Origin of the sequence: Nonomuraea sp. NPDC005692, assembly GCF_040631115.1 — a bacterium.
In the GTDB taxonomy this organism is placed as follows: Bacteria; Actinomycetota; Actinomycetes; order Streptosporangiales; family Streptosporangiaceae; genus Nonomuraea.
Genome location: NZ_JBEXYU010000021.1, coordinates 94,724 through 120,352, shown reverse-complemented (window position 1 = coordinate 120,352; position 25,629 = coordinate 94,724). Strand labels below are relative to the sequence as shown.

The 25,629-nt window shown below is 74.1% G+C and carries 21 protein-coding genes; 11 read left to right on the top strand and 10 right to left on the bottom strand.

Features of this window, described 5'->3' with window-relative positions:
* Nucleotides 1–1,134, top strand: a complete 1,134-nt coding sequence (locus ABZ459_RS33930; RefSeq protein WP_357979152.1) for a DUF418 domain-containing protein — start codon at nucleotides 1–3, stop codon at nucleotides 1,132–1,134.
* Here ABZ459_RS33930 and ABZ459_RS33925 read toward each other — a convergent pair.
* Complete coding sequence (locus tag ABZ459_RS33925; RefSeq protein WP_357979150.1) at nucleotides 1,131–2,510, bottom strand: hypothetical protein; 1,380 nt, start codon at nucleotides 2,508–2,510, stop codon at nucleotides 1,131–1,133. The two genes, ABZ459_RS33930 and ABZ459_RS33925, sit on opposite strands and share 4 nt — an antisense overlap.
* 299 nt (nucleotides 2,511–2,809) lie before the next feature.
* Nucleotides 2,810–3,994: an erythromycin esterase family protein gene (locus ABZ459_RS33920; RefSeq protein WP_357979148.1), complete on the bottom strand. Its 1,185-nt coding sequence runs from the start codon at nucleotides 3,992–3,994 to the stop codon at nucleotides 2,810–2,812.
* A 78-nt stretch (nucleotides 3,995–4,072) separates the two neighbouring features.
* Here ABZ459_RS33920 and ABZ459_RS33915 point away from each other — a divergent pair, with 78 nt between their 5' ends.
* Together ABZ459_RS33915 and ABZ459_RS33910 are read left to right on the top strand one after the other, a co-directional pair.
* Nucleotides 4,073–4,777, top strand: coding sequence for a MerR family transcriptional regulator (locus tag ABZ459_RS33915; protein WP_357979146.1), 705 nt, complete (start codon nucleotides 4,073–4,075; stop codon nucleotides 4,775–4,777).
* Nucleotides 4,778–4,783: 6 nt separating this feature from the next.
* On the top strand, nucleotides 4,784–8,323 hold the full coding sequence (locus ABZ459_RS33910) for a serine/threonine-protein kinase (RefSeq protein WP_357979144.1): 3,540 nt from the start codon (nucleotides 4,784–4,786) through the stop codon (nucleotides 8,321–8,323).
* A gap of 13 nt (nucleotides 8,324–8,336) precedes the next feature.
* On the opposite strand, the gene ABZ459_RS33905 is transcribed toward ABZ459_RS33910, so the two are convergent.
* From ABZ459_RS33905 to ABZ459_RS33895, 3 genes are all read right to left on the bottom strand, one after another.
* Nucleotides 8,337–10,097, bottom strand: a complete 1,761-nt coding sequence (locus tag ABZ459_RS33905; protein WP_357979142.1) for a SpoIIE family protein phosphatase — start codon at nucleotides 10,095–10,097, stop codon at nucleotides 8,337–8,339.
* 99 nt (nucleotides 10,098–10,196) lie between these two features.
* Nucleotides 10,197–11,291 carry a winged helix DNA-binding domain-containing protein gene (locus ABZ459_RS33900; protein WP_357979140.1) on the bottom strand — a complete coding sequence of 365 codons (1,095 nt, stop codon included), beginning with the start codon at nucleotides 11,289–11,291 and terminating at the stop codon, nucleotides 10,197–10,199.
* Between the two features lie 15 nt (nucleotides 11,292–11,306).
* Nucleotides 11,307–11,492, bottom strand: coding sequence for a hypothetical protein (locus ABZ459_RS33895; protein ID WP_357979138.1), 186 nt, complete (start codon nucleotides 11,490–11,492; stop codon nucleotides 11,307–11,309).
* Nucleotides 11,493–11,612: 120 nt separating this feature from the next.
* Between ABZ459_RS33895 and ABZ459_RS33890 the strand changes: the two genes are divergently transcribed.
* On the top strand, nucleotides 11,613–12,590 hold the full coding sequence (locus tag ABZ459_RS33890; protein ID WP_357979136.1) for a WYL domain-containing protein: 978 nt from the start codon (nucleotides 11,613–11,615) through the stop codon (nucleotides 12,588–12,590).
* A 6-nt stretch (nucleotides 12,591–12,596) separates the two neighbouring features.
* Here ABZ459_RS33890 and ABZ459_RS33885 read toward each other — a convergent pair whose 3' ends face one another.
* Together ABZ459_RS33885 and ABZ459_RS33880 are read right to left on the bottom strand one after the other, a co-directional pair.
* Nucleotides 12,597–13,553 carry an RNA polymerase sigma-70 factor gene (locus ABZ459_RS33885; RefSeq protein ID WP_357979134.1) on the bottom strand — a complete coding sequence of 319 codons (957 nt, stop codon included), beginning with the start codon at nucleotides 13,551–13,553 and terminating at the stop codon, nucleotides 12,597–12,599.
* Nucleotides 13,554–13,654: 101 nt separating this feature from the next.
* Nucleotides 13,655–14,398 (bottom strand): SDR family NAD(P)-dependent oxidoreductase, encoded by a 744-nt coding sequence (locus tag ABZ459_RS33880; RefSeq protein ID WP_357979132.1) that lies wholly within the window; start codon nucleotides 14,396–14,398, stop codon nucleotides 13,655–13,657.
* Between the two features lie 1,008 nt (nucleotides 14,399–15,406).
* Between ABZ459_RS33880 and ABZ459_RS33875 the strand changes: the two genes are divergently transcribed.
* Complete coding sequence (locus ABZ459_RS33875; protein ID WP_357979131.1) at nucleotides 15,407–16,642, top strand: hypothetical protein; 1,236 nt, start codon at nucleotides 15,407–15,409, stop codon at nucleotides 16,640–16,642.
* A 37-nt stretch (nucleotides 16,643–16,679) separates the two neighbouring features.
* On the opposite strand, the gene ABZ459_RS33870 is transcribed toward ABZ459_RS33875, so the two are convergent.
* The gene (locus ABZ459_RS33870) at nucleotides 16,680–17,795 is read right to left on the bottom strand and encodes an alpha/beta hydrolase (protein ID WP_357979129.1); all 1,116 of its coding nucleotides are present in this window, start codon (nucleotides 17,793–17,795) and stop codon (nucleotides 16,680–16,682) included.
* A 110-nt stretch (nucleotides 17,796–17,905) separates the two neighbouring features.
* On the opposite strand from ABZ459_RS33870, the gene ABZ459_RS33865 reads away from it, so the two are divergent.
* A complete protein-coding gene (locus tag ABZ459_RS33865) occupies nucleotides 17,906–19,045 on the top strand; it encodes a histidine kinase (RefSeq protein WP_357979127.1) in 1,140 nt (379 codons plus the stop codon).
* Complete coding sequence (locus ABZ459_RS33860; protein ID WP_357979125.1) at nucleotides 19,042–19,689, top strand: response regulator transcription factor; 648 nt, start codon at nucleotides 19,042–19,044, stop codon at nucleotides 19,687–19,689. The genes ABZ459_RS33865 and ABZ459_RS33860 overlap by 4 nt, the downstream gene beginning before the upstream one ends.
* Nucleotides 19,690–19,722: 33 nt before the next feature.
* Here the strand turns inward: ABZ459_RS33860 and ABZ459_RS33855 are convergent, their stop codons facing one another.
* Entirely contained in the window at nucleotides 19,723–20,868 is a 1,146-nt protein-coding gene (locus ABZ459_RS33855; protein WP_357979123.1) for an epoxide hydrolase family protein, read from the bottom strand.
* Between the two features lie 52 nt (nucleotides 20,869–20,920).
* On the opposite strand from ABZ459_RS33855, the gene ABZ459_RS33850 reads away from it, so the two are divergent.
* Entirely contained in the window at nucleotides 20,921–21,898 is a 978-nt protein-coding gene (locus ABZ459_RS33850; protein ID WP_357979121.1) for a WYL domain-containing protein, read from the top strand.
* 19 nt (nucleotides 21,899–21,917) lie between these two features.
* Here the strand turns inward: ABZ459_RS33850 and ABZ459_RS33845 are convergent, their stop codons facing one another.
* On the bottom strand, nucleotides 21,918–22,727 hold the full coding sequence (locus ABZ459_RS33845; protein ID WP_357979119.1) for a prolyl oligopeptidase family serine peptidase: 810 nt from the start codon (nucleotides 22,725–22,727) through the stop codon (nucleotides 21,918–21,920).
* A gap of 138 nt (nucleotides 22,728–22,865) precedes the next feature.
* On the opposite strand from ABZ459_RS33845, the gene trpB reads away from it, so the two are divergent.
* Genes trpB through ABZ459_RS33830 form a run of 3 tightly spaced genes read left to right on the top strand, consistent with a single transcriptional unit; the run spans nucleotide 22,866 to nucleotide 25,627 of the window.
* Nucleotides 22,866–24,068 carry a tryptophan synthase subunit beta gene (trpB, locus tag ABZ459_RS33840; RefSeq protein ID WP_357979117.1) on the top strand — a complete coding sequence of 401 codons (1,203 nt, stop codon included), beginning with the start codon at nucleotides 22,866–22,868 and terminating at the stop codon, nucleotides 24,066–24,068.
* Nucleotides 24,065–24,862, top strand: a complete 798-nt coding sequence (gene trpA / locus ABZ459_RS33835; protein ID WP_357979115.1) for a tryptophan synthase subunit alpha — start codon at nucleotides 24,065–24,067, stop codon at nucleotides 24,860–24,862. The genes trpB and trpA overlap by 4 nt, the downstream gene beginning before the upstream one ends.
* A 9-nt stretch (nucleotides 24,863–24,871) precedes the next feature.
* Complete coding sequence (locus ABZ459_RS33830) at nucleotides 24,872–25,627, top strand: GntR family transcriptional regulator (RefSeq protein ID WP_357979113.1); 756 nt, start codon at nucleotides 24,872–24,874, stop codon at nucleotides 25,625–25,627.
* Nucleotides 25,628–25,629: the final 2 nt, after the last annotated feature.

Genomic DNA, 25,629 nt, shown 5'->3' with positions numbered 1-25,629 from the left:
GTGACCGTCACGACGGCGACCGGCCGGTCACTGGCGCCGGACCTGGCCCGGGGCGTGATGTTGCTGGCGATCGCGGTGGCGCACGCGCCGGTGTTCGCCACCGGCACGGCCTTCGGGGTGCTCGACGGTGTGGCCGCGTTCCTCGATCATCTGCTCGCCCACAACCAGGCCCGGCCGATGTTCGTGTTGATGTTCGGCTACGCGCTGGGCCAGTTCGCCTTCCGGCATCAGGTGAAGGACGGTGACCGGGGCTCGCTCAGGAGGCTCTTGCGGCGCCGGGGCCGATGGCTGATCGTCATCGGCTTCGTGCACGGACTGCTCGTGCCCCTGGACATCATCGCGGTGTATGGCCTGACGCTGCTGATGCTCGTCCCGCTCGTGCGGGCCCGGGACTCGGTGTTGTGCTGGACAGCCGCCCTGACCCTCCTCCCGGCGGTGCTCGTGACCTCCGGACCGATCCTGCTGGCCTTCACCGGCGCGGTGGACGTCGCGGGGGCCGGGATCATGCCGGCCGACCTCGGCTCCCACCTGCTGTCCGGCCTCCAGATGTGGCCGGTGAAGACCATTCTGGGCACGATCGACATCGTGCCGGGCATGATGCTGGGCATCTGGGCGGCTCGCCGCCGCATCCTGGACGAGCCCGAGCGGCACCTGATCCTGCTGCGCCGCGTCACCGCGATCTGTCTCGGCGTCGCGCTCGTCGGCCGGCTTCCGGGGGCCCTGCTGCTGTCCGGCGTGTGGACACCCCCCGTGCCTTGGGCCGCCGTCCTCGCGCACACCCTCACCGGCCAGGCCGGCGGCATCGGCCTGGCCGCCCTCATGGGGCTCATCGCGACACGGTCCCGCCTCGGCCCCCTCGGCGCCGCCCTCGCCGCCCTCGGCCGGCGCTCGCTGACCTTCTACCTGTTCCAGTCAGCGGTGTTCCTCGTGCTGTTCTACCCGTTCACGCTGGGCCTGTCCGACGACGTGGGCTTCGCCGCCGCCTTCGGCATCGCCCTCGCGGTCGGCGCCGTCTCGATCGTCCTCGCGAACTGGCTGCACCGCACAGGCCGCCGAGGCCCGATGGAGGTCCTCCTACGGCGCCTGACCTACGGCCGCCGCAGCACGACGGCCTGGTCGAAAGCTGCCTCCTAGACCTGCCGGCGGCCGGCGAGGTCGGGGCGCGCCGCCGCGGCGGCCTGGCCCACCCCCTGCCTGATGCGGTTCTCCACCCGCGCGACCGCGCCGGGGCCGGCCGCCATGCTGCCCCCGGTGACCTGGGCCTGTCCGGTGACGAAGATGCCGTTGTTCAGGATGGTCGTCTGGCGGTCGCGCAGGTCGCTCACGTCGACGTTGTGCTCCTCCAGGAAGTCGGCGACGGCGTCCATGACGCGCTGTTCGGCGGCCTTGACGTACATCTCCTTGTCGAGCTGCTGGAAGTAGCGGTGGTAGAGGTGGTCGGTGGCGTGCTCGCGGGGGGTGTAGGCCGCGCCGTAGTTGAAGGTGTGGCCGCGGATGGCCTTGATGCTCGCCTTCTGCTGCCGCCTGCGCCTTCTCGGCTCCGAGAGCGCGGCGAGGGTGTTGGGCAGGGCCAGCACCAGCCCCCCGGCGGTGCGCCGCAGGGCGGACAGGGCGATGCGGGCCATCCGTTCGGAGGGCGCGCAGTTGACCAGCCGGTCGACGTCGCGGTAGGCCTCCCGCAGCGGCGGCAGCAGCGAGTAGCCGGCCTCGGTGAACATCATGCCCTTCTCGGCGAGCAGCACGAACCGCAGGAAGATCGAGATGACCACCTCGCCCTCCCAGCCGGTCACGCTCACCGTGAGGTAGGGGCGGGCCCGCGTGCGCGGGTTGTCGCGCAGCCGGTGGATGAACCGCTCACTCACCGTCGGCACGGGCGGCAGGAGGGCGTCGGGCAGCACGGCCGCCTGGAGCTCGGGGTCGGTCTCGTAGCGCAGGTCGAGGCCGTTGACGAAGAGTTTGTCTCCGACGGTGAGACCGGGCAGGCCGAGGGCGGCGATCTCGGTGGCCACCCGGTCGTAGAGCTCGCCGACCGCGAAGGGCACGACCGTCTCGCCGGGCCGGGCCTTGGCGACGTTCATGGTGAACGACCAGCTGTTGATCCTGCTGCCGTAGCCGACGAAGGGGGAGTAGTCGGCGAACACCGTGACGTTCCCGGCGCCGCGGTCGGCGATGTCGACCAGATGGTCGCGCAGCGCGGGCGAGCTGGGCAGCGGCGCCTCGGCCGGGTCGAAGGAGGCGCGGGTCAGCTTGGTCAGGATGACCGACTCGTGGGCGTCGTAGAGCTCCGCGAAGACGACGAGCCAGGCCAGGAAGAGCGGGAGCAGGACGAGCGGGCTGGACAGCAGGGCCAGGGTGGCCACGGCGAGCACGGCCAGCAGGGCGTCGCGCACATGCTGGCGTCTTCGGGCCATCAGGCCGTACTTGAGCATCGTGGCCAGGTCGACGCCGGGGGAGTGGGCGACGGCCCGGAAGCGGTCATGAAGAATTGAGCGAATAGTGGAATTACGCACTTTCGCGTCGAGCATCATGGCGATGCAGAGATATCGCGTGACTTCCGTGGCGGCCGGGCGATCGCCCTGGAAATGGCGGCCACAATTAGCACATACCAGGGAATCGGGCAGGTTGGGGCTGTCGCAGTGGCCGCAGTTCATCAGCTCAGTCCTCTGGTCGGGGCTTCCGTGGAGCCTGGCGTCACCCCGACTTTAACGAGCGCGCGTCCGGCGCCGCCACGCGAAAAGAATTCGCCCCGAGGACATTATTCGCCAAACGCTATAAACAACCGCGAGAATCACCCGGACGGCGGCTGGCCTCAGATCTCCTTGAGGAAGACGATCGCGTCCGCCTGGTCGACGGTGGCGGGGTCGAGGGCCAGGTACGTGTGGTCCACCGGGACGCGGGGCGCCGGCCTGCCGTCGAGCGCCCCGGCCAGGCCGCGGGGATCGACGACGGCGCGGGCGCAGGGCAGGCCGGACAACAGGCCTTCGAGGGTGTCGGGGGCCGGGACGTCGGCGCCACGGGAGCCGAAGGTCGAGGCGGCGAAGGCGTACCGGTCGCCGAGGCCCGCGGCGAGGACGGCCCCCGCGCTCCACCACCGCAGCGGCTCGCCCGCGAACCACCACCGGCTCTCGTCGCGCTGCAGGTGGCGGTTGTGGGCGAAGACGAAGGTGGGGCCCCGGCGGTCCTCGCGCCGGACGATCGCGTCGAGGTTGCCGGCCATGATCGTGTCGCGCAGGCTCATCAGCGCGCCGAGCCGGCGGGGCGAGCGGTCGGCCATGCCGGCGTGGTAGCGCAGCAGCCCGGCGGCGGCGCGGGCGTGCAGGCCGGCGCGCCACCGGTCGTCGCCGGACGTGACGGCCGCCAGGTGCGGGGCGTGCGCGGTGAGCAGCACGCCGAGGTCGTCGACGATCAGGCGCAGCTTCGTGACCTCCGGCGTGCCGCCGATCGACCGGGCCGGGTCCGTGAGGGCGGCCGGGTCGGTCCAGCGCTCGTCGGGGCCGAGCAGCACGTCGAGCTCTTCGCGGGTCAGGGGCAGGTCGAGGTGGGGAGCCAGGTAGTCGTACAGGGCGGTCAGGGCCGGGCGCGGGGCGGCCGGGCCGGTGATCTCCACGGGGGCGTCGAAGCCGTCGAAGCGCAGCCGGTCGCGCGCCGCGGAACGCTCGTTGCGGGCCCGCATCCAGCGCAGGAGCTCGCGGTTGGCGGGCGAGGCGCCGAACCCGTGGCTGAAGCCGCGGCTCATCGCCTCGTCGAGGGTGACGGCGCCGCCGCTGACGTACGCGTCGGCGGCCAGGCCGGCCAGGCAGTCGCTCTCGATGGCGATCGATCGGTAGCCCTCGTGCTCGACGAGGTGACGGAAGAGCTCGTTGCGCAGTTCCAGGAAGGCTTCGACGCCATGCGTGGGCTCGCCGAGGCCGAGCACGCGGACGCCGGGGGGCAACAGCGCGGTGAGGGCGCCGCCGGTGAACGTCTGAGCGGCGTCCCGGATCGAGGTCGTCATGCCTTCAACCGTATCGTTGAACTTCTTGTGTAAACTTCTGGCCGATCCCCCCAGCGGGCAGGAGGGCATACCTTCAACATGCGGCCCATCGATCTGGCGCGCGCGCACGGCCTGTCCACGCAGGCGGTGCGCAACTACGAGGACGCGGAGATCCTGCCGCCGTCCGCACGTTCCGCGCACGGCTACCGCGTCTACACCCCGCGCCACGCGGCGGCGCTGCGCACGTTCCTGGCGCTGGTCCCCGCCCACGGGCACGCGACCGCGACCGCGATCATGCGGGCCGTGAACGGCGGCGGCGTCCCGGCGGCGCTGCGCCTGATCGACGACGGCCACGCCCAGCTCGCGCAGGACCGCAGCACGCTGGAGGCCGTCGAAAGCGCGCTGCGCGACCTGGCGCCGCCGCGCGAGCCGGAGCCGGGCGTGACGTTCATCGGCCCGCTGGCCCGCCGGCTGCGCATCAAGCCGGCGACGTTGCGCAAGTGGGAGCGGGCCGGGCTGACCGTGCCCCGGCGCGACCCGCGTACCGGCTACCGCGTCTACACCGCCGCCGACGTCCGCGACGTGCTGCTGGCCCACCAGCTGCGGCGCGGCGGCTACGGGCTGGAGCAGATCCGGCAGGTGCTGGACCAGGTGCGCGCGGCGGGCGGCATGGAACCCCTGCAGGCGACGTTGCGCGACTGGCACGACCGGCTCACGGCCAGGGGCCTGGCGATGCTCGCCGCCGCCGCCGCGCTGGACGCCTACCTGAGCGAGGGGAACTTTGCGACCGGAGAGGGCATCTAACACGCCGTGGAAGCGTCGAACGCCGGAGAACCGCAGCGCATAGGGCAATACTGGCTGGCCGGACGGCTCGGGTCCGGCGGCCAGGGGGTGGTGTACGACGCCTACGACCCCGAAGGCCGCCGGGTCGCCCTCAAGGTCCTGCACATGGCCGACAGCCCGGGGAGCCGCGAGCGGTTCGCCAAGGAGGCGGCCGCGGCCGGGCGGGTGGCGTCGTTCTGCACGGCGCGGGTGCTCGACTGCGACCTGTCGGGCAGCAGGCCGTACATCGTCAGCGAGTACGTGCCGGGTCCGAGCCTGCGCCGGGCGGTCGAGCAGGGGCGCCGGTTCGCCGGCGACGACCTGCACCGGCTGGCCACGGCGATCGCCACCGCCCTGACCGCCGTGCACGACGCCGGCGTGATCCACCGGGACCTGAAGCCGGACAACGTGCTGCTCGGCACCGACGGCCCCCGTGTGATCGACTTCGGCATCGCGCGCACCGTGGACATGTCGCTGACCAGGACCGGCGAGGTGGCCGGCACGCCGACGTACATGGCGCCCGAGGTGTTCACCGGGCAGCGGGCGGGCGCGCCCGCCGACGTGTTCGCCTGGGGCGCGATCATCGTGTTCGCCGCCACGGGCGAGGACCCGTTCCGCGCCGACAACCTCGGCGGGGTCATGCACCGGGTGTTGTCGCTCCAGCCCGACCTGAGCGGGCTGCCGCCCCGGCTGGCCTCGCTGGTGTCGGCCGCGCTGGAGAAGGACCCGGCGGCCCGTCCCACCGCCCGCGACCTGCTGCTCGCCCTGGTCAGCGGCAACAGCGCCGACACCCGCGGGCTGCTGACGGCGGGCAGCCGCGCCGCCAGGGGCGTGCACGTGCCCGAGCAGGCCGACCCGGCGCTCGGCACGATCGCCGAGGACGCCTACGGCGCGCTCGCGCCCGAGGAGCGCGAGCTGGCCGCCGAGGTGTTCCTGCGTCTGGTGACGGTCACCGAGGACGGGCACGAGGCCGTGCGCTGGGCGTTGAAGGAGGACCTGCTCGCCGGACGCTCCGAGCGGGAGACCCGGGCGATCGAGCACATCCTCCAGGTGTTCTCCTACCTGGTGACGCAGAAGGACGAGGCGGTGGCGCTGTCGCGTCCCGCGCTGCTGCGCGCCTGGCCGCGGCTGCGCGTCTGGGTGGACGGCGACCGCGACGGGCTCGCCGTGCTCGGCCAGCTGAGCGACGCCGCCCGCCAGTGGGCCCACAACGGCCGCAAGGACGGCGACCTGCTCCAGGGCAGCCGCCTCGACCAGGCGCTGACCTGGGCCGCCACCGGCCGCAGGCACATCACGCTGACCCCGCTCGAACGTGACTTCCTGGCCGCGGGCACCGGCCTGACCAGGCGGCGTGTGCGCCGCAGGCGGCTGACCACGGCGGCGCTGGCCGGCCTGCTGGTGGTGGCGCTGGCGGCGGGCGGCCTCGCCGTGCTGCGCGGCCGGCAGGTGACCGAGCAGAGCCGCCTGGCCGGCCTGCAACGCGACCAGGCGATCGGGCGGCAGGCCGCCGCCGAGGCCGACCGGCTGCGGACGACCGACCCGGCCACGGCGATGCTGCTCAGCGTGGCGGGCTGGCGGCTGGCCCCCGGCCCCGGCACCCGGCGGAGCCTGACGACCTCGCTGACGATGCCGGAGAGCGCGGTCTTCCGCGACCCAGGCGCCAAGGGCGTGTCGGCGTCGGCGTCGGCGGCCGGCGGGCGGGTCCGGGCCATCGCCGGCGAGGACGGCGTGCGGGTCTACGACGTGCCCTCCGGGCGGCAGACCGCGTTCTGGCGGTGGCCGCGGGGCCTGGACGCGCTGCCGTCGGCGGCGGCGCTCAGCCCGAGCGGGCGCACGCTGGTGGTGATCAGCAGGGACAGGGCCTACGCCTGGGACGCCAGGACGGGCGCCAAGCTGCGCGAGCACCCAGTCGGCGAGGGCAGCCCCGGCGTGCACGTCACCTTCGACGGCAACGAGAACCTGGCCGCGGTGATGCGCGAGAGCACCCTGGAGTTCCTGTGGGACACCAGGACCGGCGCGTCCTACAGCCCGGAGCTGGAGGCGGGCGTCGCGCCGGCGATCGCGCCCTCCGGCGCCTACATCGCGGGCGTCGGCCCCAACCAGGGCGGGCTGAAGGTGATCCGCCTGCCCGGTCTCACCGTGGACACCCGCCTGCCGAAGGCGTGCGGGCCGGTGGTGGCGTTCACGCCGGACAGCAGGCGGCTGCTGTGCGCGAACGGCGACGTCGCCGCCTTCGACCTGGCCACCGCCAGGAAGGTGCCCGACTCCGACCGGCCGTTCTGGCAGGAGTCGGCCCTGGACGACACGCTGGCCGGACGGCTGCGGCTGAGCCCCGACGGTCGCCGGATGCTGGCCGTCGAGGGCCGTACCCTGCACCTGCTCGACGCGGACGACGGCGACGAGGTGGCCCTGTACCGGGCCGAGGGCGAGCCCGAGGACGTCTGGCTGGAGGCCGACGGCCACACCGTCCGCTACGTGCTCGACAGCTCGACCGTCACCGCCGACCTGACCTCCCGCCTGCCCTCCACCCGGCTGCCGCAGGGCTACGAGATGGACGCCTTCAGCCCGGACGGCCGCCTGGCCGCCGTCACCAAGGACGCCGGGCCGGTCCGCGTGTGGGACGGCGGCCGGCTCGGCGTCCCGATGGCCGGCAGCGCGGGCGTCACCGGACAGCTGTTCGACCCGGCGGGCGCCCGGCTGGCCGCCGAGGGCCAGGACTCCTCGGCCGGCCTCTGGGACGTCGCCACCGGCCGCCGGTTGTGGCGCCACGCCGTGCCGCGCACGCAGTTCGTGCTGTCGAAGGCGTTCACCCCCGACGGCCGCCGGCTGGTGCTGTCGCTCAAGGAGCAGAGCGAGCGGGACGCCCGCAACGAGCTGGTCGTCCTCGACGCCGGCACCGGCCGGACGCTCGCCCGCCACCCCCTGACCACGACCACCGAGACCATCGTGCCCACCCGCGACGGCACGGCGGTGGTGACCGGCACCGGCAAGGTCTACGACCTGCGCACCGGCAAGGCCGTCGGCCCCGGCTTCAACCGGTCGGGCCTGGCGATCGCGCTCAGCCCCACCGCGCAGGTGCTCGCCCTCGGCTCGGCCACGGTCGAGCTGTGGGACGTCGCCAAGGGCCGCGAACTGCCGCCCGCGTTGCGCGTGGCCGCCCGGGCGCAGGTCGAGACGGTGCTGTTCAGCCACGACGGCTCGCTGCTCGCGCTGATCGGCAGGTCCATCGGGGAGACGTTCGACGACGTGTACACCGTCCAGGTCTGGGACGTCGGCTCGCGGGAGCGGATCGGCTCCTTCCCCATCGGCATCCTCGACCGGCTGGCCTTCAGCGCCGACGACCAGACCCTGTACGTCTCGGGCAACTCCTCCGGGACGATCATCCGGATCCCGGTCGGCGCCGAGTCCGTGTCCCGCCTGGTGTGCGAGCGCGCGGGCCGCACGATGGGCACGGAGGAGTGGCGGCGCTACCTGAAGGACGTGCCCTACCGGGACGTCTGCCCGGGCGCGCGGCGCGGACGGTCGTGACGCGCGCCGGTCGTCAGATCGCGGGCAGGCCCCGCTCGCCGGCCGGCACGCCGCCGCTCAGGTCGTCCGGGGCCGTGACCCGCGGCGGCACGCGCAACGTCAGCATGGCCACGTCGTCGTCGTTGTCGCCGGGCCGGACGCGCTCCAGCAGCATGTCGCCGAGCGCGTTCAGCGGCCGGTGGGTGTGGGAGGCGGCGTACCGGCTCAGGCGGGCCAGCCCCTCGTCCAGGGAATGCTTCGGGGACTCGATCAGCCCGTCGGTGTAGAGCACGAGGGTGGACTCGGGCGGCAGCTCCACGACGGCGTCGGCACGCTCCCCGCGGATGCCGGTGCCCAGCAGCAGGCCCTGGCCCTCCTCCAGGAAGCGGGTGCGGCCGTCGCGCTCGACCAGCAGCGGCGGCGGATGGCCCGCGTTGCTCCAGCACAGCAGCCAGCGGCCGTCGTCGGTGTGCTCCAGCCGGGCCAGGACGACGGTGGCCATGGTCGCCTGCGCCATCCGCACCACCGCGCGGTCGAGCCGGTCGAGGATGGCGCTGGGCAGGTCCTGCTCGGCGCCGGCGTAGGCGCGCAGCATGTTGCAGACCTGGGCCATCCCGGCGGCGGCCTCCAGGTCGTGGCCGACCACGTCGCCGATCACCAGCGCGGTGGCGCCGTCGGGCATGGTGAAGGCGTCGTACCAGTCGCCGCCGACCTGCGAGGCGCGGGGGGCGGGCACGTAGAGGGCGCTCATCTCCAGGCCGGGCACCGACGGCAGGCGCGGCAGCAGGTGGCGCTGCATGGTCTCGGCGACCCGGCGCTGCCGCTCGTACAGGCGGGCGTTGTCCAGGGCGAGGCCGGCGCGGCGGGCGATGTCCTCCACCAGCAGCAGGTCGGCGGTGGTGAACGCGCCGGACCGCTCGGCGCGGCCGAGCGTCAGCGCCCCGACCACCTCGCGCACGCCGCGGATGGGCGCGATGCCCGCCGAGTGCATGCCGGTCCTGCGGAACAGCTCCTGCTGGAAGACCGCGATGCCGGAGTCGGGCGCGCCCTGGTAGGTCTGCGGCCCGGCCAGCGTCGCCGTCACCCCGCGCAACGCCCGCGACAGCGGCATCGGCGACTCCTCGGGGACCGCGGGCATCGGCCCCTCCAGGTCCTCGTGGTGCACCAGGGCGCCGTCCTCGTGGTGGACGACGGCGGCGCGGGTCACGCCGCCGTGCTCGGTGAGCAGGTCCACCACCACCCAGTCCGCGAGCAGCGGCACCACCAGGCGGACGAGCTGGCGCAGCGTCTCGTCCACGTCGAGGCTGGAGGTGAGCGTCGTGGTGGTCTCCGCCAGCAGGGCCAGCCGGTCGAGCTCGGACATCGACGTCTCGTGCACCGGCTCCGGCACCTGCGCGCCGGGCTCGTCTGCGTCGTGGAAGAGCACCAGGGCCCCGGTCCTGCCGTCGGCCAGCAGGCAGGGCGTGACCAGCCAGGAGGCCGGCAGCAGGGAGCCGTCGCCGCGCGCCAGCCATTCCCGTTCGCCCTGGGAGGTGCCGCCGGTGATGAGCGGGCGTCGCATCGCGCACCGGCTGCGCGGCAGCGTCTCGCCGCGCGGGCCGCGGTGGAGCAGGTCGTGGGCGTCGCCGCCGAGCAGTTCGGCGGCGGTACGGCGGAGCAGGACCTCGGTGCGCGGGGCGACCTCGACGATCCGGCCCCGGTCGTCCACGACGTACCCGCCGGCGTGGGTCAGGTCGGACAGCCCGCGGCTGCCCTGCGGCCGGTGTGGCCCGGCGTCGTGCTCCGGCACGTTCATGGTGTCGGCTCCTCTCGTGCCCACCTCCTACCCGTCGGCCCGTCCGTCACCAGGGACGCCCGCGGTCTTGACAGTATGGCCGACCTTATGCGGATCTATTCAGTACCCGAGAATCCGGGTGCGGTCGCTGACCCCGTCGGAGAGGAACGAGGCCAGGGCTCCTCCTTCCTCGGCGACGGCGGCGCGCTCGACCGGGGAGAGGCCGCGCAGCGGCGTGACGAGCACGGTGTCGTCCTCGACGGTCCAGGTGGCCGAGACCCGGCCGTCCGCCAGAACCGTCCGGGCGCCGGCGACCGACAGGCCACGGTGTTCGCCGTCGATGATCCGGCCGCGGTCGTCGTAGCCCAGGATCGCGTTGTCGAACGCCGGCAGGAACCGTACGGGGGCGGGCGTGCCGGGGTCGGGGCGTGGCGCGCCGGGCAGGTCCAGCAGCTCGCGGCCGCGCTCGTCCCGGAAGGCGACCAGCTCCTCGCGTACCGCCGCCACGGCCTTGGGCAGGCCCGCCAGACCGGACCAGGCACGCAGGTCGGCCGTGGCGGCGGGGCCGTACGCCGCCAGGTAACGCCGTACGAGGGCCTGCCCCACGGGGTCGGAGCCGTCGGCGGACGGCGGGTCCACCTCCCGCCCGAGCCAGGACGACAACGGCAGGTTGCGCACGCCCGCCCGCGCCCGCCACAACCCGCGCGGCGGTAGCTGCGCCATCGGGACCAGCGCGGCGACCAGCATCTCGCCCAGCGCCCGCGGCCCCGGCTCGGGCCAGCGACCGGCCACCGCCCGCGCCAGCTGCGACATCGAGCGCGGCTCGCCGTCGGCCAGCACCGCCCGTCCGGCCGCCGCGAGCTCGTCGAGGTCCACCCCGGCCAGCTCGCGGCGGTAGACGCCGAGCACCCGCTGGCGCAGCATCGCGTCGTGCCGGGCCCGCCAGGCCAGGACGTCGGCGGCGGTGACCAGGTGGACGGTGCGCCGCATCAGGTGGGTCCGCACCACGTCCCGGCCGGTCAGCAGGTCCGACAGCGCGGCCGGGTCGAAGGCGCGCAGCCGTGACCAGAGCCCGGTGAAGGGCTCCTGCGGCTCCTGCGCCTGCAGGCCGCACAGGTGCGCGACGGCGTCGAGGACCGGCAGGTCGGCGCGGTCGAGCAGCAACTGACGGGCGAGCGTGGCGCGGTTGAGCGCCCTGCTGCTCAGAACGGTCATCTTCTCTTCCCGCGTTCAGGACGCGCCGTGCTCGACGGCCGTGCCCGCGCCGAGCGAGACGAAGAACGCGTTCTCGCCCTGGTCCCAGGGCAGGTGGGCGGGCACGTCGTCGGCCAGCACGCGGAAGCCGCCGGGCGCGGCCACGCGCGCCGCGGCGGCCTCGCCCCGGAAGTTCAGATGGATCACGACATTGACGGACATGGAAGGCTCCTCGCCGGTTCGGCTCATGGTCGCCGGGAGCCGTCCGGCTCCCGCTTGCGGTGCCCATGCTGGCGGAGGAAGCGGTCAGGTTATGGCCTCTTCTTACGGCACCATGGAAACATGCGGAAGACCTCGGCGCGCCTGCTGGCCCTGCTCTCGCTGCTCCAGATGCGCCGCGACTGGCCGGGGGCGCTGCTCGCCGAGCGGCTGGAGGTCAGCCCGCGCACCGTGCGCCGCGACGTCGACCGGCTGCGCGACCTCGGCTACCCCATCACGGCGGTCAAGGGCCCCGACGGCGGCTACCGGCTCGACGCGGGCAGCGAGCTGCCGCCGTTGCTGTTCGACGACGAGCAGGCCGTCGCCCTGGCCATCGCGCTCCAGATCGCCGCCACCGCCGGGGCGGGCATCGAGGAGGCCGCGGCGCGGGCGCTCGCCACCGTCCGGCAGGTCATGCCCGCACGGCTGCGCCACCGGATCGACACCCTCCAGGTGACCGCCGTCGAGCGGGCCGGCGCACGGCCCGAGCCGCAGGTCGCCGGCGGGGTGCTCGTCGCGCTCAGCGCCGCCGTCCATGCCCGTGAGGTGTTGCGCTTCGACTACCCCTCGGAGGCGGACGACGGCGGCGCGCTCCCGCCGCCGCCCCGGCGGGTGGAGCCCCACCACCTCGTCACCTGGGGCGGGCGCTGGTATCTCGTCGCGTGGGACCTCGACCGCGCGGACTGGCGCACCTTCCGCGCCGACCGCATCGCGCCGCGCACCCCCACCGGGCCCCGCTTCGTCCCGCGCGAGCTGCCCGGCGGCGGGGTGGCCGCCTTCGTCACCGCGCGGTTCCGGGGCTCGGACGAGGCGGGCGGCCGGCCCTGCCGCGGCGAGGTGATCCTCGCGCTGCCCGCGGCGGTCGTGTCCCGTTACGTCCGGGACGGGCTCGTCGAGGAGGCGGGGCCGGACCGCTGCCGGCTCGTCATGGGGTCGTGGTCATGGCTGGGACTGGCGGCCGCGCTCGGCAGGTTCGACGCCGACATCGAGGTCGTCGGCCCTGCCGAGCTCAAGGACGCCTTCGCCCAGCTGGCCCGCCGCTACAGCGCCGCCGCCTCCTGACCCGGCTCACTTCTTCGGGAGGCGGCCGACGTCGGAAACCGGGCCGAGATGGGCGAGCTTGTCCGGGTTGACCACCGAGTGGATCGCCTGGATCACGCCGTCGGCGACGTCCAGCTCGACCACGGCCGCCACGCGTCCCTCGGCGTCGTACATGATCGCGCCGGGGCGGCCGTTGACCCAGGCCGTCCGTACCGTGACGCCGAGTGCGCGGACCCGGCGCAGCCCCGCGACCAGCATCTTGACGACGCGGGGCGCCCCGGCCGCCGGTCTGGCCATCGCCTGCGCCTTGCCGCCGCCGTCCCCGTGCAGGACCACGTCGGGTGCGAGCATGCCGAGCAGCGCGTCCAGGTCGCCGCCGCCGGCCGCGTCGAAGAACCTGCGGGCCAGCTCCTCGCCCTCGGCCCGCCGCGCCTGGGTCGGCACGCCGTCGCGGGACTGCCGGCCGGCGGCGACGCGCTGCCTGGCGCGGGTGAGGATCTGCCGGCAGTTCACCTCGGTCTTGCCGGTGATCCGCGCGACGTCCTGGTAGCCGTACCCGAACACCTCGCGCAGCATGAGCACCGCCCGTTCCACCGGCGACAGCGACTCCAGCAGCACGAGGAACGCCATCGACAACGAGTCGGCCAGCTCGGCGTGCTCGGCCGGCCCCGGCTCGCCGGAGTGCGCCACGACCGGCTCGGGCAACCATTCGCCCACGTACGTCTCCCGTCGCACCCGCGCCGAGCGCAGGTGGTCGATGCCCAGCCGCGTCACTGCGGTCGTCAGGTACGCCTTCGGATCGGTGATCACGGTGCCCGCGTTGCGCGCCCGGGTCAGGCCGAGGAACGCGTCCTGCACGATGTCCTCGGCGTCGCCCACGGAACCGGTCATCCCGTAGGCGATGGAGAACAGCAGCGGCCGGTAACCGGCCACCTCCGCCAGGGGCAGGGGGTCGGTCCCGTCGGCTCCCGTACCGCGGCTCATCTGCTGGGCCTTCCCGTCTGCTTGCGTACGACGCCCAGCAGGGTAGTCGTGCGGCTGGACGTCCTCGTGACCAGGTGGGCGGGCCTGGTGGCGCACGGAGGTCACCACGCGATCGGGCCGAGGCGGTCGACGAAGACGCCGGTCGGGCCGTCGGGGCCCAGGGTCGCGAGCTCGACGATCGAGTCGGTGCCCTCGGTGACCGTCAGCAGGCCGGTGTGGTGGTTCATGTCGGTCGCGGCGAACCTGCGGTTGGCGGTCTCGCCGGGGGTGGCGACGTTGAACTTGATGTGCGGCAGCGCCTGGGCGTACCGGACGGTGATCATGTTCAGGGCCGCCTTGGAGGAGCTGTAGGCGAGCTCGTGCATCTTCGAGATGGGCTGGTCCGGATCGGTGACGACGGCGAAGGAGCCGCCGCCGCTGGACACCATCACCACCCGGGGGTGCTCGGCGGCCTGGAGGAGGGGCAGGAAGGCATGGGTGACCCTGACCGGGCCGTAGACGTTGGTGTCGTAGACCGCGTGGATCTCGCCGGCCGTGGCGTCCGCGGGCGGGACGACGTTCCCCGGCGCGCCGGCGTTGTTGATCAGCACGTCCAGGTGGTCGGTGTGCTCGCGGACGAGCCGCACGGCCTCGCTCACCGACGCGTCGGAGGTCACGTCCAGGGGGATCATGGTCACGTCGATGCCGTCCTCGGCCAGCCGGGCGGCGGCGGCCTGTCCGCGGCCCTCGTCGCGGGAGCCGAGGAAGATCGTCCAGCCGAGTGCGCCGAGGCGGCGGGCGGCTTCGAGGCCGAGGCCCTTGTTGGCTCCGGTGATCAGCGCTGAGGTGCGTTCCGTGTTCGTCATGCGCTCTAAGACGGAACCCCCTCCATGGCTGTGACAGCTTGTGAGCGACGTCACAGCAGGCTGGCCCGAAGCTCGGGATATGCCTGGTGGACGGCATCGTGATCGAGGGGCGGTTCGAGTCGCCGTGGGCGGCTCAGCTCGGCGTCGACCGCCAGGCGTTCGGCGGGGCGTGTCCAGCTCGGCCGACGCCTCCCGGACGCCCCCGCCCCAGCCGCTCCACGCCGTCGGACCCCGTTTCAGCCGCTCCACGCGTCGGTTCCCGTGGCGGCCGCTGCACAACGTCGGCCCCCGGGGGCGAGGGGTCGGTGTCGACGAGGTTGAGGCGCTCGGCGATCCGACCCGAGCCGGGACTTGATCGTCGGGCGGGCTCGCCCCGAAGCTCAGCCCCGTCTCCTTGATCGTCCCGGGCGACGGCACGGAAACGCGGCCATGACCCACACGCGGTGACCGTGCGTTGTCTGCGCCGGCGGCGGTCGTTCGTTCGTGTCGTGCCGGTGGGGCCGGCCGCCGAACTGCTCGCCGTCAAGGCACTGCACGGCGCCGTACACCGTGACCCGCTGCCCGTCCGTGCGCACCGGGTGGTGCCGGGCCTGATCAGGGCGGTGCGCGCGTCGTACGAGCAGGTCATCGTCCTGCGGGTGAGCGCGGGAACGTGGAGCAGGTGCTCGGCCCGGCACGGCGGGGGACACGAACGAACTGTCGGTGCTGCACGGCATTCTGGCGATCAACAGAGACGCGACGAGGACGGTCGTCCACCCCATTGCGACTGTGCCCGGGGGCATCGTCGCCGACACGCCGGAGGCGCTGCACGCCCGTCTGGTGGGCCGGATGCGGCGCCGCGGGGTCAGCGCCCTGCCCGTCCGATCATGCGGGCAGCGCGCTGACCTGCGGTGACGAGGTTCTGCCGCTCGCGTGTGTCGGTGCAGGGGGACTCCGTCCCGATGTCCATGCGCATGGTCAATTTCTGGATTTGAATTTCCAGAAATTAGAAAATGCTAGGGTGTCGCCGTGACTGCGGAGGTCGGCGTGGTGACGCCTTGCAAGCATTGTGGAGCTCCCGTCGAGCAGCGGCCGGGGCGAGGGCGGCCGAAGTCGTACTGTCCGGAGAAGGGGTGCCAGGCGGCGGCCAAGCGGGAACGCGAGCTGCGCCGAGCCACGCCCGGGCTGGAAGGCGCGCTGGCCAGGGCCGAGCAGTTGTACGACCGGATGGAGACCGGGCTCCTGGCGGCCATCGAGCCGCTGGCCAAGGCCCTGTCCGACGAGCTGAGCCCGGCCGGGGTCGAGGCCAAGCTGAGCGCCGTCCAGGCCGAGGCGCACACGCGTGTGGCGATCGCCCGCACCGAACGTGAGCAGGCCTTCGAGCAGGTACGCCTGGCCCGTGAGGCCACCGAGCACGCGCGCCGGCAGACCGCCGAGATGCGAGCCCGGCTGGAGGAGGCCGAGAACGAGCGCGAGACCGCGCTGCAGGACGCCGAACGCGCCCGCGAGCAGGCCCTGGCCGCGTTGCGCGAGGCGTCCAGCACCGAACGGCAGGCGTTGCAGACCGCCGAGAAGGCGGTCCGGCGGGCCGAGCAGGCCGAGCGGCGGGTGAAGGAGGCCTCGCGCCAGGCGGAGCTGACCGAGCAGACCCGGGATCAGGTCGTCCAGGAGCTGGCCGAGCAGGCGGAGGCGGCCGAGGAGCTGGCCGAGGAGGCGCGGGCGCAGGCCGTACAGGCCGGGCTGGAGGCGGACCGGGCGCGGGAGGAGAGGGAGCGCGCCCGGGACGAGGCGGCGGCGGCCGGGCGGGCGCGCGAGCTGGCCGAGCGGGCGGTGATCGCGGCCACGGCCAGGGAGGAGGCGGCCGCGCAGGAGCGGGAACGAGCCGTTGAGCGGGCCGAACGCGCCGAACGCGCGGCCGCCGAGGCCGAACGGGACCGGGCCGTCGCGCAACGGGAGGCCGCCCAGGCCGCGACCGAGGCGGGCGACCTGGCCCGGAAGCTGGCGGCGGCCGAGGAGGACGCGGCCGCGGCGCTGGCCAAGGAGCGCAGACAACACGCCCGTGAGAAGGTACGGGCCGCGGCGGCGGTCAAGGAACGCGACGAGCTGCTGGGGGAGTTGCGGCTGGAGCGCATGCGGCTGGCCGACGTACGGGCCGAACTGGACGCCGCCCGAGCCGAGGCCGCCCTGCTACGGGAACGAGCGGTCGCCGCCGAACTCGCACAACGAGCCCTCGAACCCGAACCGAGCGCGACGCCGGCCGACTGACCCGCGCACTTCACCAGGAGCGGAGCTCAGGCCGTGGTCACCAGAAGCGCACCTCGGGCCAGTCCGGGGACGGCCTGTCCAGTGCGGGGGCGGGCTTGTTCCTGAGGTGCAGGTCCAAGAAGGCGGTGACGTACCTGCGGGTGATCGCGATGGCGCGTTCGCCGTCGATCGGGGTCTTGGGCAGGCCGAGCTGCGGCTGGAGCACCGCGTAGTCGATGAAGCTCATGTGCTCGGCCCCCGTCACGGTCAGCCACCGCTTCCAGTCGCCGGTCACGTGCGGCCAGAACGTGTCCCACGAGCCGTCGGGGCCGCCGAATTCCGGCTGGTGACGGGGGTTGCCGATCATCATGAAGGGCTTGTCCAGCGGCTGGGCGGGGGTCTTCGGGTGGTAGGTGCCGTCGAGGTTGACCGCCGCCTTGATCCGCCGGGAGGCGGGCAGCAGCTGCGCGGCGCTCTGGCCGCCGACCGAGTGCCCGACCATCGCGATGCGGCTCTCGTCGATCAGCGCGTTCCAGCGCCTGCTCCTGCCCAGCTCGTCGAGGACGAACTCGGTGTCGGCGGCCCTGACCCGGGCCACCTTCGCGCCCGTCTCGGGGGTCTGACCGGCCTTGCCGGCCTCGAAGGTGACGGTCCGGCCGTCGGGGAAGGTCGTGGCGACCGACTCGTAGGTGTGCTCGATCGCCGCCACCAGGTAGCCGCGGGTGGCGAACTCCTCGGCCAGCGAGGTCATCGTCGCGCGGGGCAGCGTCATGCCCGGTGACAGGACCACCAGGGGCCATCCGCCCTTCCGTCCGACCGCGGGGGCCTCTGCGCGGGCGTGCGTCCTGGTCCTGGCGAGCGTGTCGGAGGGGATGTCCCTGAGCTGCGGCACGCCCTTGAGGACCAGTTCCGACTCCTTCGGCGTGAGGTACGGCGCGGGCCTGCTCGTTCCCCTGCGGGCCGGGTACCAGATGGAGACCATCAGCTCGCGTACGTCGCGGCCGGCCACCCAGGGGTCGGGGCGGCTGCGGTCGACCAGGTGCAGGTCCACCTTGCCGATCGGGTACGGGCCGGTCGGCGCGGGCAGCGCGGTCACGGGCGCGGCTTGGGCGGGGTACGGAGTGGTCAGGGAGACGGCGAGCGCGAGGGTACTCGCGACCAGGATCTTGTTCACGCGCTCCACCGTGCCGTGGCCCCACGCGGAAGCGTCCCCGGCGAAAGTCACAGGCCATCCGCGACTTTCGTAGGGGATGGGTGTCCCGCCGGGCCTTGTAGCCTCTGGCCATGACCGACCGGACCTCGAGGATCGCCGAACGGATCACGCCGTGGGCGCTCGGCACGACGGTTCTCCTGCTGTCCATGGCATCGGTGACCGGTTCGGTGGGCGTGCGGTCGGCACTGCCCCTGCCGGTGCTCGTGGCGGTCGCGGCGTGCTGCGGGGTGGCCGCGTCACTCGGGCGGCGGTGGTTGTGGCCGCTCGTCGTGGTGGGCGCCGTGGCCCACGTCTGGCTGGTGATGTGGCCCGCCGCGGTGGTGGCCTCCTACTACGCGGGCACGCGGCTGCGCCGTCGCGAGCTGTGGCTCTACGTCGGCGGCGCGGTCGGGCTGTTCGCGCTCGCGGGGCTGGTGTCGTCCTGGAACGAGGGGTATCGCGCGCTGGTCGCGGGCACCGCCGTCAACGTGCTGCTGATGGGCGGCGCGATGCTCGGACTGCCGCTGGTCGCCGGCCTGTGGGTGCGGGCCCGGCGGCAGGTGCTCGACGCGATGCGCGAGCAGGCCGAGCAGTTGCTGCGCGAGCAGGTTCTCCGCGCCGACCAGGCACGCGACCAGGAGCGGGCGCGCATCGCGCGGGAGATGCACGACGTGGTCGCCCACCGGGTGTCCTTGATGGTCCTGCACGCCGGCGCGCTGGAGGTCAACGCCCCCGACGCCCGTACGGCCGAGGCCGCCGCGCTGATCGGCGGCGTGGGCAGGGAGGCGCTGACGAACCTGCGGGAGGTGCTGGGCGTGCTGCGCTCGCCCGATCCGGTACGCGGCCCGCAGCCCACGCTGGCCGACCTCGACCGCCTGCTCGACCAGTCCCGTGCCCTGGGCATCGTGGTCAACCGGCACGACGAGGGGCGCCCCCGCCCGCTGCCGCCCACCGCGGAGCGCACCGCCTACCGGGTGGTCCAGGAGGCGCTGACCAACGTGCACAAACACGCGGGCGACGCCGAGACCGACGTCTTCGTCCGGTACCGCCCCGCCGAGCTGGAGGTGCTGGTCCGGAACCGGTCCTCCGCGGTGGCGGACGGCGACCTGCCCGGCTCGGGCTGGGGGCTGGTCGGGCTGCGCGAACGCGTCGAGCTGGCCGGCGGCCGGCTGGAGGCGGGCCCCTGGGACGAGGGCGGCTTCCAGGTGCTGGCCGGGATCCCCGCCGCATGATCCGCGTCCTGGTCGTCGATGACGAGGCGCTGGTCAGGTCGGGGTTGCGGATGATCCTGGAGGCGGCGGGCGAGATCGTGGTGGTCGGCGAGGCGGCCGACGGCGACGGGGCCGTGGCCGCGGTGGCCCGGCTGCGGCCCGAGGTGGTCCTGATGGACGTGCGCATGCCCGGCACCGACGGCCTGACCGCCGCCGCCCGCGTCCTGGCCGCCCCCGACGCGCCCAAGTTGATCATGCTCACCACGTTCGACCTGGACGAGTACGTGCACGAGGCGCTCCGGCTCGGCGCGGTGGGCTTCCTGCTCAAGGACACCCCGCCGCGTGACCTGGCCGCCGCCGTCCGGACGGTCGCGGCGGGCCAGGCCATGTTGTCCCCCACCGTCACCAAACGGCTGATCGGCTCGTTCGTCGACAAGGCGCCCTCCCGTGCCGAGTCGGCGCGCAGGCGGCTCGCGGCGCTGACGGCCAGGGAGGAGGACGTGATCAGAGCCGTGGCCCGCGGCCTGTCGAACGCCGAGATCGGGCGGGAGCTCAGGCTGACGGAGGCCACGGTGAAGGCGCACGTCAGCCGGGTGCTGGCCAAGCTGGGCCTGGCCAACCGGGTGCAGGCGGCCATCGTCGTGCACGACGCCGACCTGGGCTGACGACCGGCGGCGGCCCGCGCGCGGCCCGGGAAGTCAGCGGAGGGGGCGGAAGAAGGTCCTGACGTCCTCGACGAGCAGGTCGGGGGCCTCCATGGCGGCGAAGTGGCCGCCGCGGTCGAACTGCGACCAGTGCACGACGTGGTGCTCGCGCTCGGCGATCCGGCGCACCCCGGCGTCCCCGGGGAAGACGGCGACGCCGTGCGGCACCCCGGAGTACTCGGCCACCGCGCCCCAGCCCTTCTGGCCCTCCTTGTAGAGGCGGGCGGAGGAGGCGGCGGTCCCGGTGAACCAGTAGACGCTCACGTCGGTGAGCAACTGGTCGAGGTCCACCGCGTCCTCGGGCAGCTCGTGGGCGGGGTCGGTCCATTCCTTGAACTTCTCCACGATCCACGCCAGTTGCGCGGCGGGGGAGTCGTGCAGCCCGAACGCGAGGGTCTGCGGCCGGGTCGCCTGGATGATCGCGTAACCGGCCCGGTCCTGGTCCTGGTACTGGCCGAGGCGGGCGAGCTCGGCGGGGGTGAGCCCCCGGAGCTCGGCCGGGTCGCCGCTGGGGAACCCGAGCGCGCCGTTGACGTGCACGCCGACGACGTTCCGGGGCGCTGCGCGGCCGAGCATCGGCGAGATCACCGAGCCGCTGTCGCCGCCCTGCGAGCCGTACCGGTGGTAGCCGAGGCGGTCCATCAGCTCGGCCCAGGCCCGCGCGACCCGCTCCAGGTCCCAGCCGGGCTCGGTGGTGGGGCCGGAGAAGCCGAAGCCGGGGATCGAGGGGGCGACGACGTGGAAGGCGTCGGCCGGGTCGCCGCCGTGCGCCGCCGGGTCGGTGAGCGGGCCGATGACGTTCATGAACTCGGCGACCGAGCCCGGCCAGCCGTGCGTGACGATCAGCGGCAGCGCGCCGGGCTCGGGGGAGCGGACGTGCAGGAAGTGCACGTTCTGCCCGTCGATGGGGGTGGTGAACTGCTCGAAGGCGTTCAGCCGCCGCTCGGCGGCCCGCCAGTCGAACGAGGTGCGCCAGTACTCGGCCAGCTTCTTCGCATAGCCCACCGGGACGCCGTAGGACCAGCCGACACCGGGCAGTTCGTCCGGCCAGCGGGTCGCCGCCAGCCGGGCGCGCAGGTCGTCCAGCTGGGCCTGCGGGATGTCGATGCGGAACGGGTGGATGCGCGGGTCGTCGTTCATGTTCATGACTGTAGGCAGGGGTTAGGTCAGTTCCGGTCCTAGGATGGACGGCGTGCTGGAGACGTCCGCGCGGTTGTTGCGCCTGTTGTCGTTGTTGCAGACCCCCAGGGAGTGGTCGGGCGGCGAGCTGGCCGAACGGCTCGGCGTCTCGCCCCGCACGGTCCGCCGCGACGTCGACCGGCTGCGCGAGCTCGGCTACGTCGTGGACGCCACCCCTGGCACGGCCGGATACCGGCTCGGCGCCGGGGCCGGGCTGCCGCCGCTGCTGCTCGACGACGAGGAGGCGGTCGCGGTCGCCATCGGGCTCGGCACGGCGGCGGTCTCCGGCGTGACCGGCATCCAGGAGACCTCGGTCCGGGCGCTGGCCAAGCTCGAACAGGTGCTGCCGGCCCGGCTCCGGCACCGCGTCGGCGACCTGCGTTCGGTGACGGTCCCGCTGGCGGGGGCGGCGGAGGCGGTGGACCCGGCCGCGCTCACGGCGATCGCCGCGGCGGTCCGCCGGCGGGAGAGCCTGCGGTTCGACTACCGCTCCCACGACGGCGTCGGGGATCGCCGTACCGCGGAGCCGTACCGGCTGGTCAACTCGGGTCGCCGCTGGTACCTGCTGGCCTGGGACACCGGCCGGGCGGACTGGCGCACGTTCCGCGTCGACCGGCTGCGGCTGCACACCCCCAACGGCCCGCGATTCACGCCCCGGGAGCCGCCCGCGGCCGACCTCGTGCGTTACGTCTCCGAGCGGATCTCGGTCGATCCCTACCGCTACCAGGGGCGGTTCACGCTGCAGGCTCCGGCGGACGTCGTCGCCGCCCGGATGCCGCCGACCATGGCGGTGGTCGAGCCGGCCGGCGACGGCTCCTGCGTCCTGTCCGCCGGGTCGAACTCGCTGGACGAGCTGGCGATGTGGGTCGCGCAGCTCGGCGTGTCGTTCGAGGTGCACGAGCCGCCCGAGCTCGTCCGGCACGTCCGCGCCCTCGCCGCCCGCCTCCTCGGCGCCGCCCCCGACGCCGCCCCCGACGCCGATCCGGCGTGAGACACCGGCACCGGGTCGGCTACGGCCGCCTGTCGGGCTGAGCGAGCCAGGCCAGGCACCGGCGCGTCAGTTCCGGGTTGCGGGCGGCGTCCAGGTGGCCCGTTCCGGGGTGCACGGTCACCCTGATCCGGCCGGCGTGCCGCGGGTAGACGTGCTCGATCGTCTCGCGGAAGCGCAGCGCGCCCTGGGGCGGCACATGGCTGTCGTCGGCGCCGCACTCGAAGGCGATGGCCGGTCCGTGGGCGTAGGCGCCGATGTTGGTGAGCGGGTTCAGCCGGTCGAACCACCACTGGGCATGGCGGCCCGCGTGCCCCTGCGGCAGGAGGCGGGCCGGATCGTCCAGCGCGCACATGCCCGGCCGGGTCCAGTCGGCGGTGGCCGCGACGGCCGCCACTCTGCGTACCCGGTGGTCCATGCCGGCCAGCGCCACCGCGCAGTCGCCGCCCATCGACACCCCGCCCGCGACCGCGCCGGGCCCCGCGCCGAGCTCCGCGGCCGCCCAGTCCAGGACCCGGGCGCACTCCACCGTCGTACGCCCCAGCAGCGGCCACATCTCCTGCCGGAAGTCGCCCAGGACGCGCTCGGTCAGCTGCGGCGGGCTCTCGCCGCCGCGCCGGCCGTGCCGCCACGGGTCGAGGCTGACGGCGATCATGCCCTGTCCGGCCAGCTCGCGCATGGCGGGCAGGCAGGCTTGCGTGCTGCCGCCCAGGTGCGGGAGCCACAACGCCACGGTGGCGCCGCCGGAGCCGGTGGTCGGCTCGATCCATGCCACGGGAACGTCGTCCACCCACGCGTGACGCACGTCCTCGCTGTGCTGCTCAGTGGTCATCCCGATCTCCTCGGCTCGACAGTGCCAGATTCCCTTTTCCGCGCGACGTAGTCGGGGCCGGGGTGGCGCGGCCGGCGTCGCCGTGCCACACTCACTGTTATAGAACTCTCGGTAGAGTTATAGAACGAGGTGAGCAGGATGCGAGAAGCGACGCCACTGCGCGAGCCCGTCCCGGCGGCCGGGCTGATGGGCGAGCCGGGAGCCCGCGGCCGGTTCGGCGAGTACGGCGGCCGGTACGCGCCGGAGTCCCTGGTGGAGGCGTGCCGCGAGGTGGACGAGGCGTTCCGGCAGGCGTGGGCCGACCCGGGCTTCCGCGGCGAGCTGGCCGAACTGCTCGCCCTGCACGCCGGACGGCCGACCCCCCTGACCCCGGCCCGCCGCCTGTCGCGGGAGCTGGGCGTGCACCTCCTCCTCAAGCGCGAGGACCTCACCCACACCGGCTCCCACAAGATCAACAACGTGCTGGGCCAGGCGCTGCTCGCCAGGCGGATGGGACGGCGCAGGCTGATCGCCGAGACGGGAGCGGGCCAGCACGGCGTGGCCACCGCGACCGCCGCCGCGCTGCTCGGGCTGGAGGCCACCGTCTTCATGGGCGAGCGCGACATCGAACGGCAGGGCCTGAACGTCTTCCGCATGCGCATGCTGGGCGCCGAGGTGGTCCCGGTCACCACGGGCAGCCGCACGCTCAAGGACGCCACCAGCGAGGCCATGCGGCACTGGGTCGGCGTCACCGGCGACACCCACTACTGCGTCGGCTCGGTCATCGGGCCGGACCCCTACCCGTGGATGGTCAGGGAGTTCCAGCGGGTCATCGGCGACGAGGCCCGCGCCCAGTTCGCGGCCGGCCAGCCGACCGGCGTGCCGGACCACGTCGTCGCGTGCGTCGGCGGCGGCTCCAACGCGGCCGGCACGTTCGCCGGCTTCGCCGACACCACGGCGCGCTTCGTCGGCGTCGAGGCCGAGGGCGGCGCCGGGGCGGCCCGCGGCCGGCTCGGCGTCCTGCACGGCTGCCGCTCGTTGTTCCTCCAGGACGACGACGGCCAGATCGTCGAGGCCCACTCCGTCGCCGCCGGGCTCGACTACCCGGGCGTCGGCCCCGAGCACGCCCACCTGCGCGAACTGGGCCGGGCCCGGTACGTCACGGTGACCGACGAGGAGGCCGTGGCCGCGGCGCTGCGGCTGGCGCGCACCGAGGGCATCGTCCCGGCGCTCGAATCGGCGCACGCCCTGGCCTGGGTGATCCGCGCGGCCGGCGGCGAGCTGCCCGCCGGATCGACCGTCCTGATGACGCTGTCGGGCCGGGGCGACAAGGACGTCTCCACCCTGAAGGAGCTGCTGTGACCGACATCCTGACCCCCGGCGCGGTCGAGCGCCACCTGCGCGCCCGCCGGGACACCGGCCGCGCCCTGCTCATGCCGTACATCACCGGCGGCGTCACGCCCGGCTGGACGCGCTACCTACGGGCGTTCGCCGCGGCCGGCGCGGACGCCGTCGAGGTCGGCTTGCCCTTCTCCGACCCCACGCTGGACGGCGTCACCGTCCAGCAGGCCAGCCAGGCGGCGCTGGCCCGGGGGGCGAGCACCCGCCGGATCCTGGCAGACCTGGCCGCGGCCGGGGACGTGGGCGTGCCGCTGGTCGCCAGCACCTACTACAACCTCGTGCTGCACGACGGTCCCGAGGCGTTCTGCGCGGCGCTCCGGCGGGCCGGCGTCGACGGCCTGATCGTGCCCGACCTGCCGGTGCACGAGGCGGACGAGCTGGCGGACGTGGCCGCCGCCGCCGGGATCGACCTGGTCCTGCTGGCCTCACCGGCGACGCCGGAGCCGAGGCTGGCCGAGATCGCGCGCCGCAGCCGCGGATTCGTCTACGCGGTGTCGCTGATGGGCACCACCGGCGAGCGGACCACCCTGGCCGCCTCGGCGGCGGAGCTCACCGCGCGGCTCAGGCGCAGCACCGACCGGCCGATCTTGCTAGGATTTGGCATTTCCACGCCTGACCAGGCGCGGGAGGCCGGCCGGCACGCCGACGGAGTGGTGGTCGGCGCCGCGGTCATGCGGCGGGTGCTCGACGGAGCCGGGCCGGACGACCTGCGGGCCTTCGTCGCGACCCTGCGGAAGGCCCTCGACCAGGAGTGACGCACCACGATGACCCCCGACGCCGGGCACGAGGCGAGATACCGCGCCATCGCCGCCGACCTCGCCGCGAAGATCCGGTCGGGCCACTACGCCCCCGGCGAGGCGCTTCCTCCGCAACGGGAGCTGAGCGCCTCCTACGGGGTCACCCTCATGACGCTGCGCCAGGCGTTGCGTGAGCTCAGCGACGAGCACCTGATCGTGCAGCAGCCCGGCAAGGGCACGTACGTGGCCCCGCCCCACCTGGCCTACCAGCTCGGCTCGCTCCGCAGCCTGGCCGACGACCTGCGGGAACAGGGCCATGACGTGCGGACCGTGGTGGCCGGGCGGGCGATGCGCCGGGCGCCCGACCGCATCGCCGCGGAGCTGCGGCTGCGTCCCGGCGACACGGCCCTGCGGCTGGAGCGGGTGCGGGAGTTCGCCGGGCGGCCCGCCGTCCATCAGGTGTCCTGGGTGCGCAGGCCGGTGGCCGACCAGATCCGCGACCGCGACTTCACCGCCGTCTCCCTCTACGCGGCGCTCGCCGACGCGGGGGTGGCGGTCGCCCGCGCCTCGGAGGTGGTCGGGCCCGGCCTGCTCGACGCCGCCGCCGCGCGCCGCCTGCACGAGCCCGAGGGCAGCGCCGTGCTGGTCAGCACCCGGATCACGTACACGCCGGACGGCGTCCCCGTCGTGTCCGACCATGCCACCATCCTGGGCACCATGATGGAGATCCGCACCGAACGGGCGGCCACCGGCCTCTCGCTCGCCTGGCGGGCCACCAGCTAGCG

Coding starts and splice junctions, on each gene's coding strand:
- ABZ459_RS33920 (WP_357979148.1), bottom strand. CDS start 3,994: ATGACGACCTCGATCCGGGACGCCGCTCAGACGTTCACCGGCGGCGCC.
- ABZ459_RS33915 (WP_357979146.1), top strand. CDS start 4,073: ATGCGGCCCATCGATCTGGCGCGCGCGCACGGCCTGTCCACGCAGGCG.
- ABZ459_RS33905 (WP_357979142.1), bottom strand. CDS start 10,097: ATGAACGTGCCGGAGCACGACGCCGGGCCACACCGGCCGCAGGGCAGC.
- ABZ459_RS33900 (WP_357979140.1), bottom strand. CDS start 11,291: ATGACCGTTCTGAGCAGCAGGGCGCTCAACCGCGCCACGCTCGCCCGT.
- ABZ459_RS33895 (WP_357979138.1), bottom strand. CDS start 11,492: ATGTCCGTCAATGTCGTGATCCATCTGAACTTCCGGGGCGAGGCCGCC.
- ABZ459_RS33890 (WP_357979136.1), top strand. CDS start 11,613: ATGCGGAAGACCTCGGCGCGCCTGCTGGCCCTGCTCTCGCTGCTCCAG.
- ABZ459_RS33885 (WP_357979134.1), bottom strand. CDS start 13,553: ATGAGCCGCGGTACGGGAGCCGACGGGACCGACCCCCTGCCCCTGGCG.
- ABZ459_RS33880 (WP_357979132.1), bottom strand. CDS start 14,398: ATGACGAACACGGAACGCACCTCAGCGCTGATCACCGGAGCCAACAAG.
- ABZ459_RS33865 (WP_357979127.1), top strand. CDS start 17,906: ATGACCGACCGGACCTCGAGGATCGCCGAACGGATCACGCCGTGGGCG.
- ABZ459_RS33860 (WP_357979125.1), top strand. CDS start 19,042: ATGATCCGCGTCCTGGTCGTCGATGACGAGGCGCTGGTCAGGTCGGGG.
- ABZ459_RS33855 (WP_357979123.1), bottom strand. CDS start 20,868: ATGAACGACGACCCGCGCATCCACCCGTTCCGCATCGACATCCCGCAG.
- ABZ459_RS33845 (WP_357979119.1), bottom strand. CDS start 22,727: ATGACCACTGAGCAGCACAGCGAGGACGTGCGTCACGCGTGGGTGGAC.
- trpB (WP_357979117.1), top strand. CDS start 22,866: ATGCGAGAAGCGACGCCACTGCGCGAGCCCGTCCCGGCGGCCGGGCTG.
- ABZ459_RS33830 (WP_357979113.1), top strand. CDS start 24,872: ATGACCCCCGACGCCGGGCACGAGGCGAGATACCGCGCCATCGCCGCC.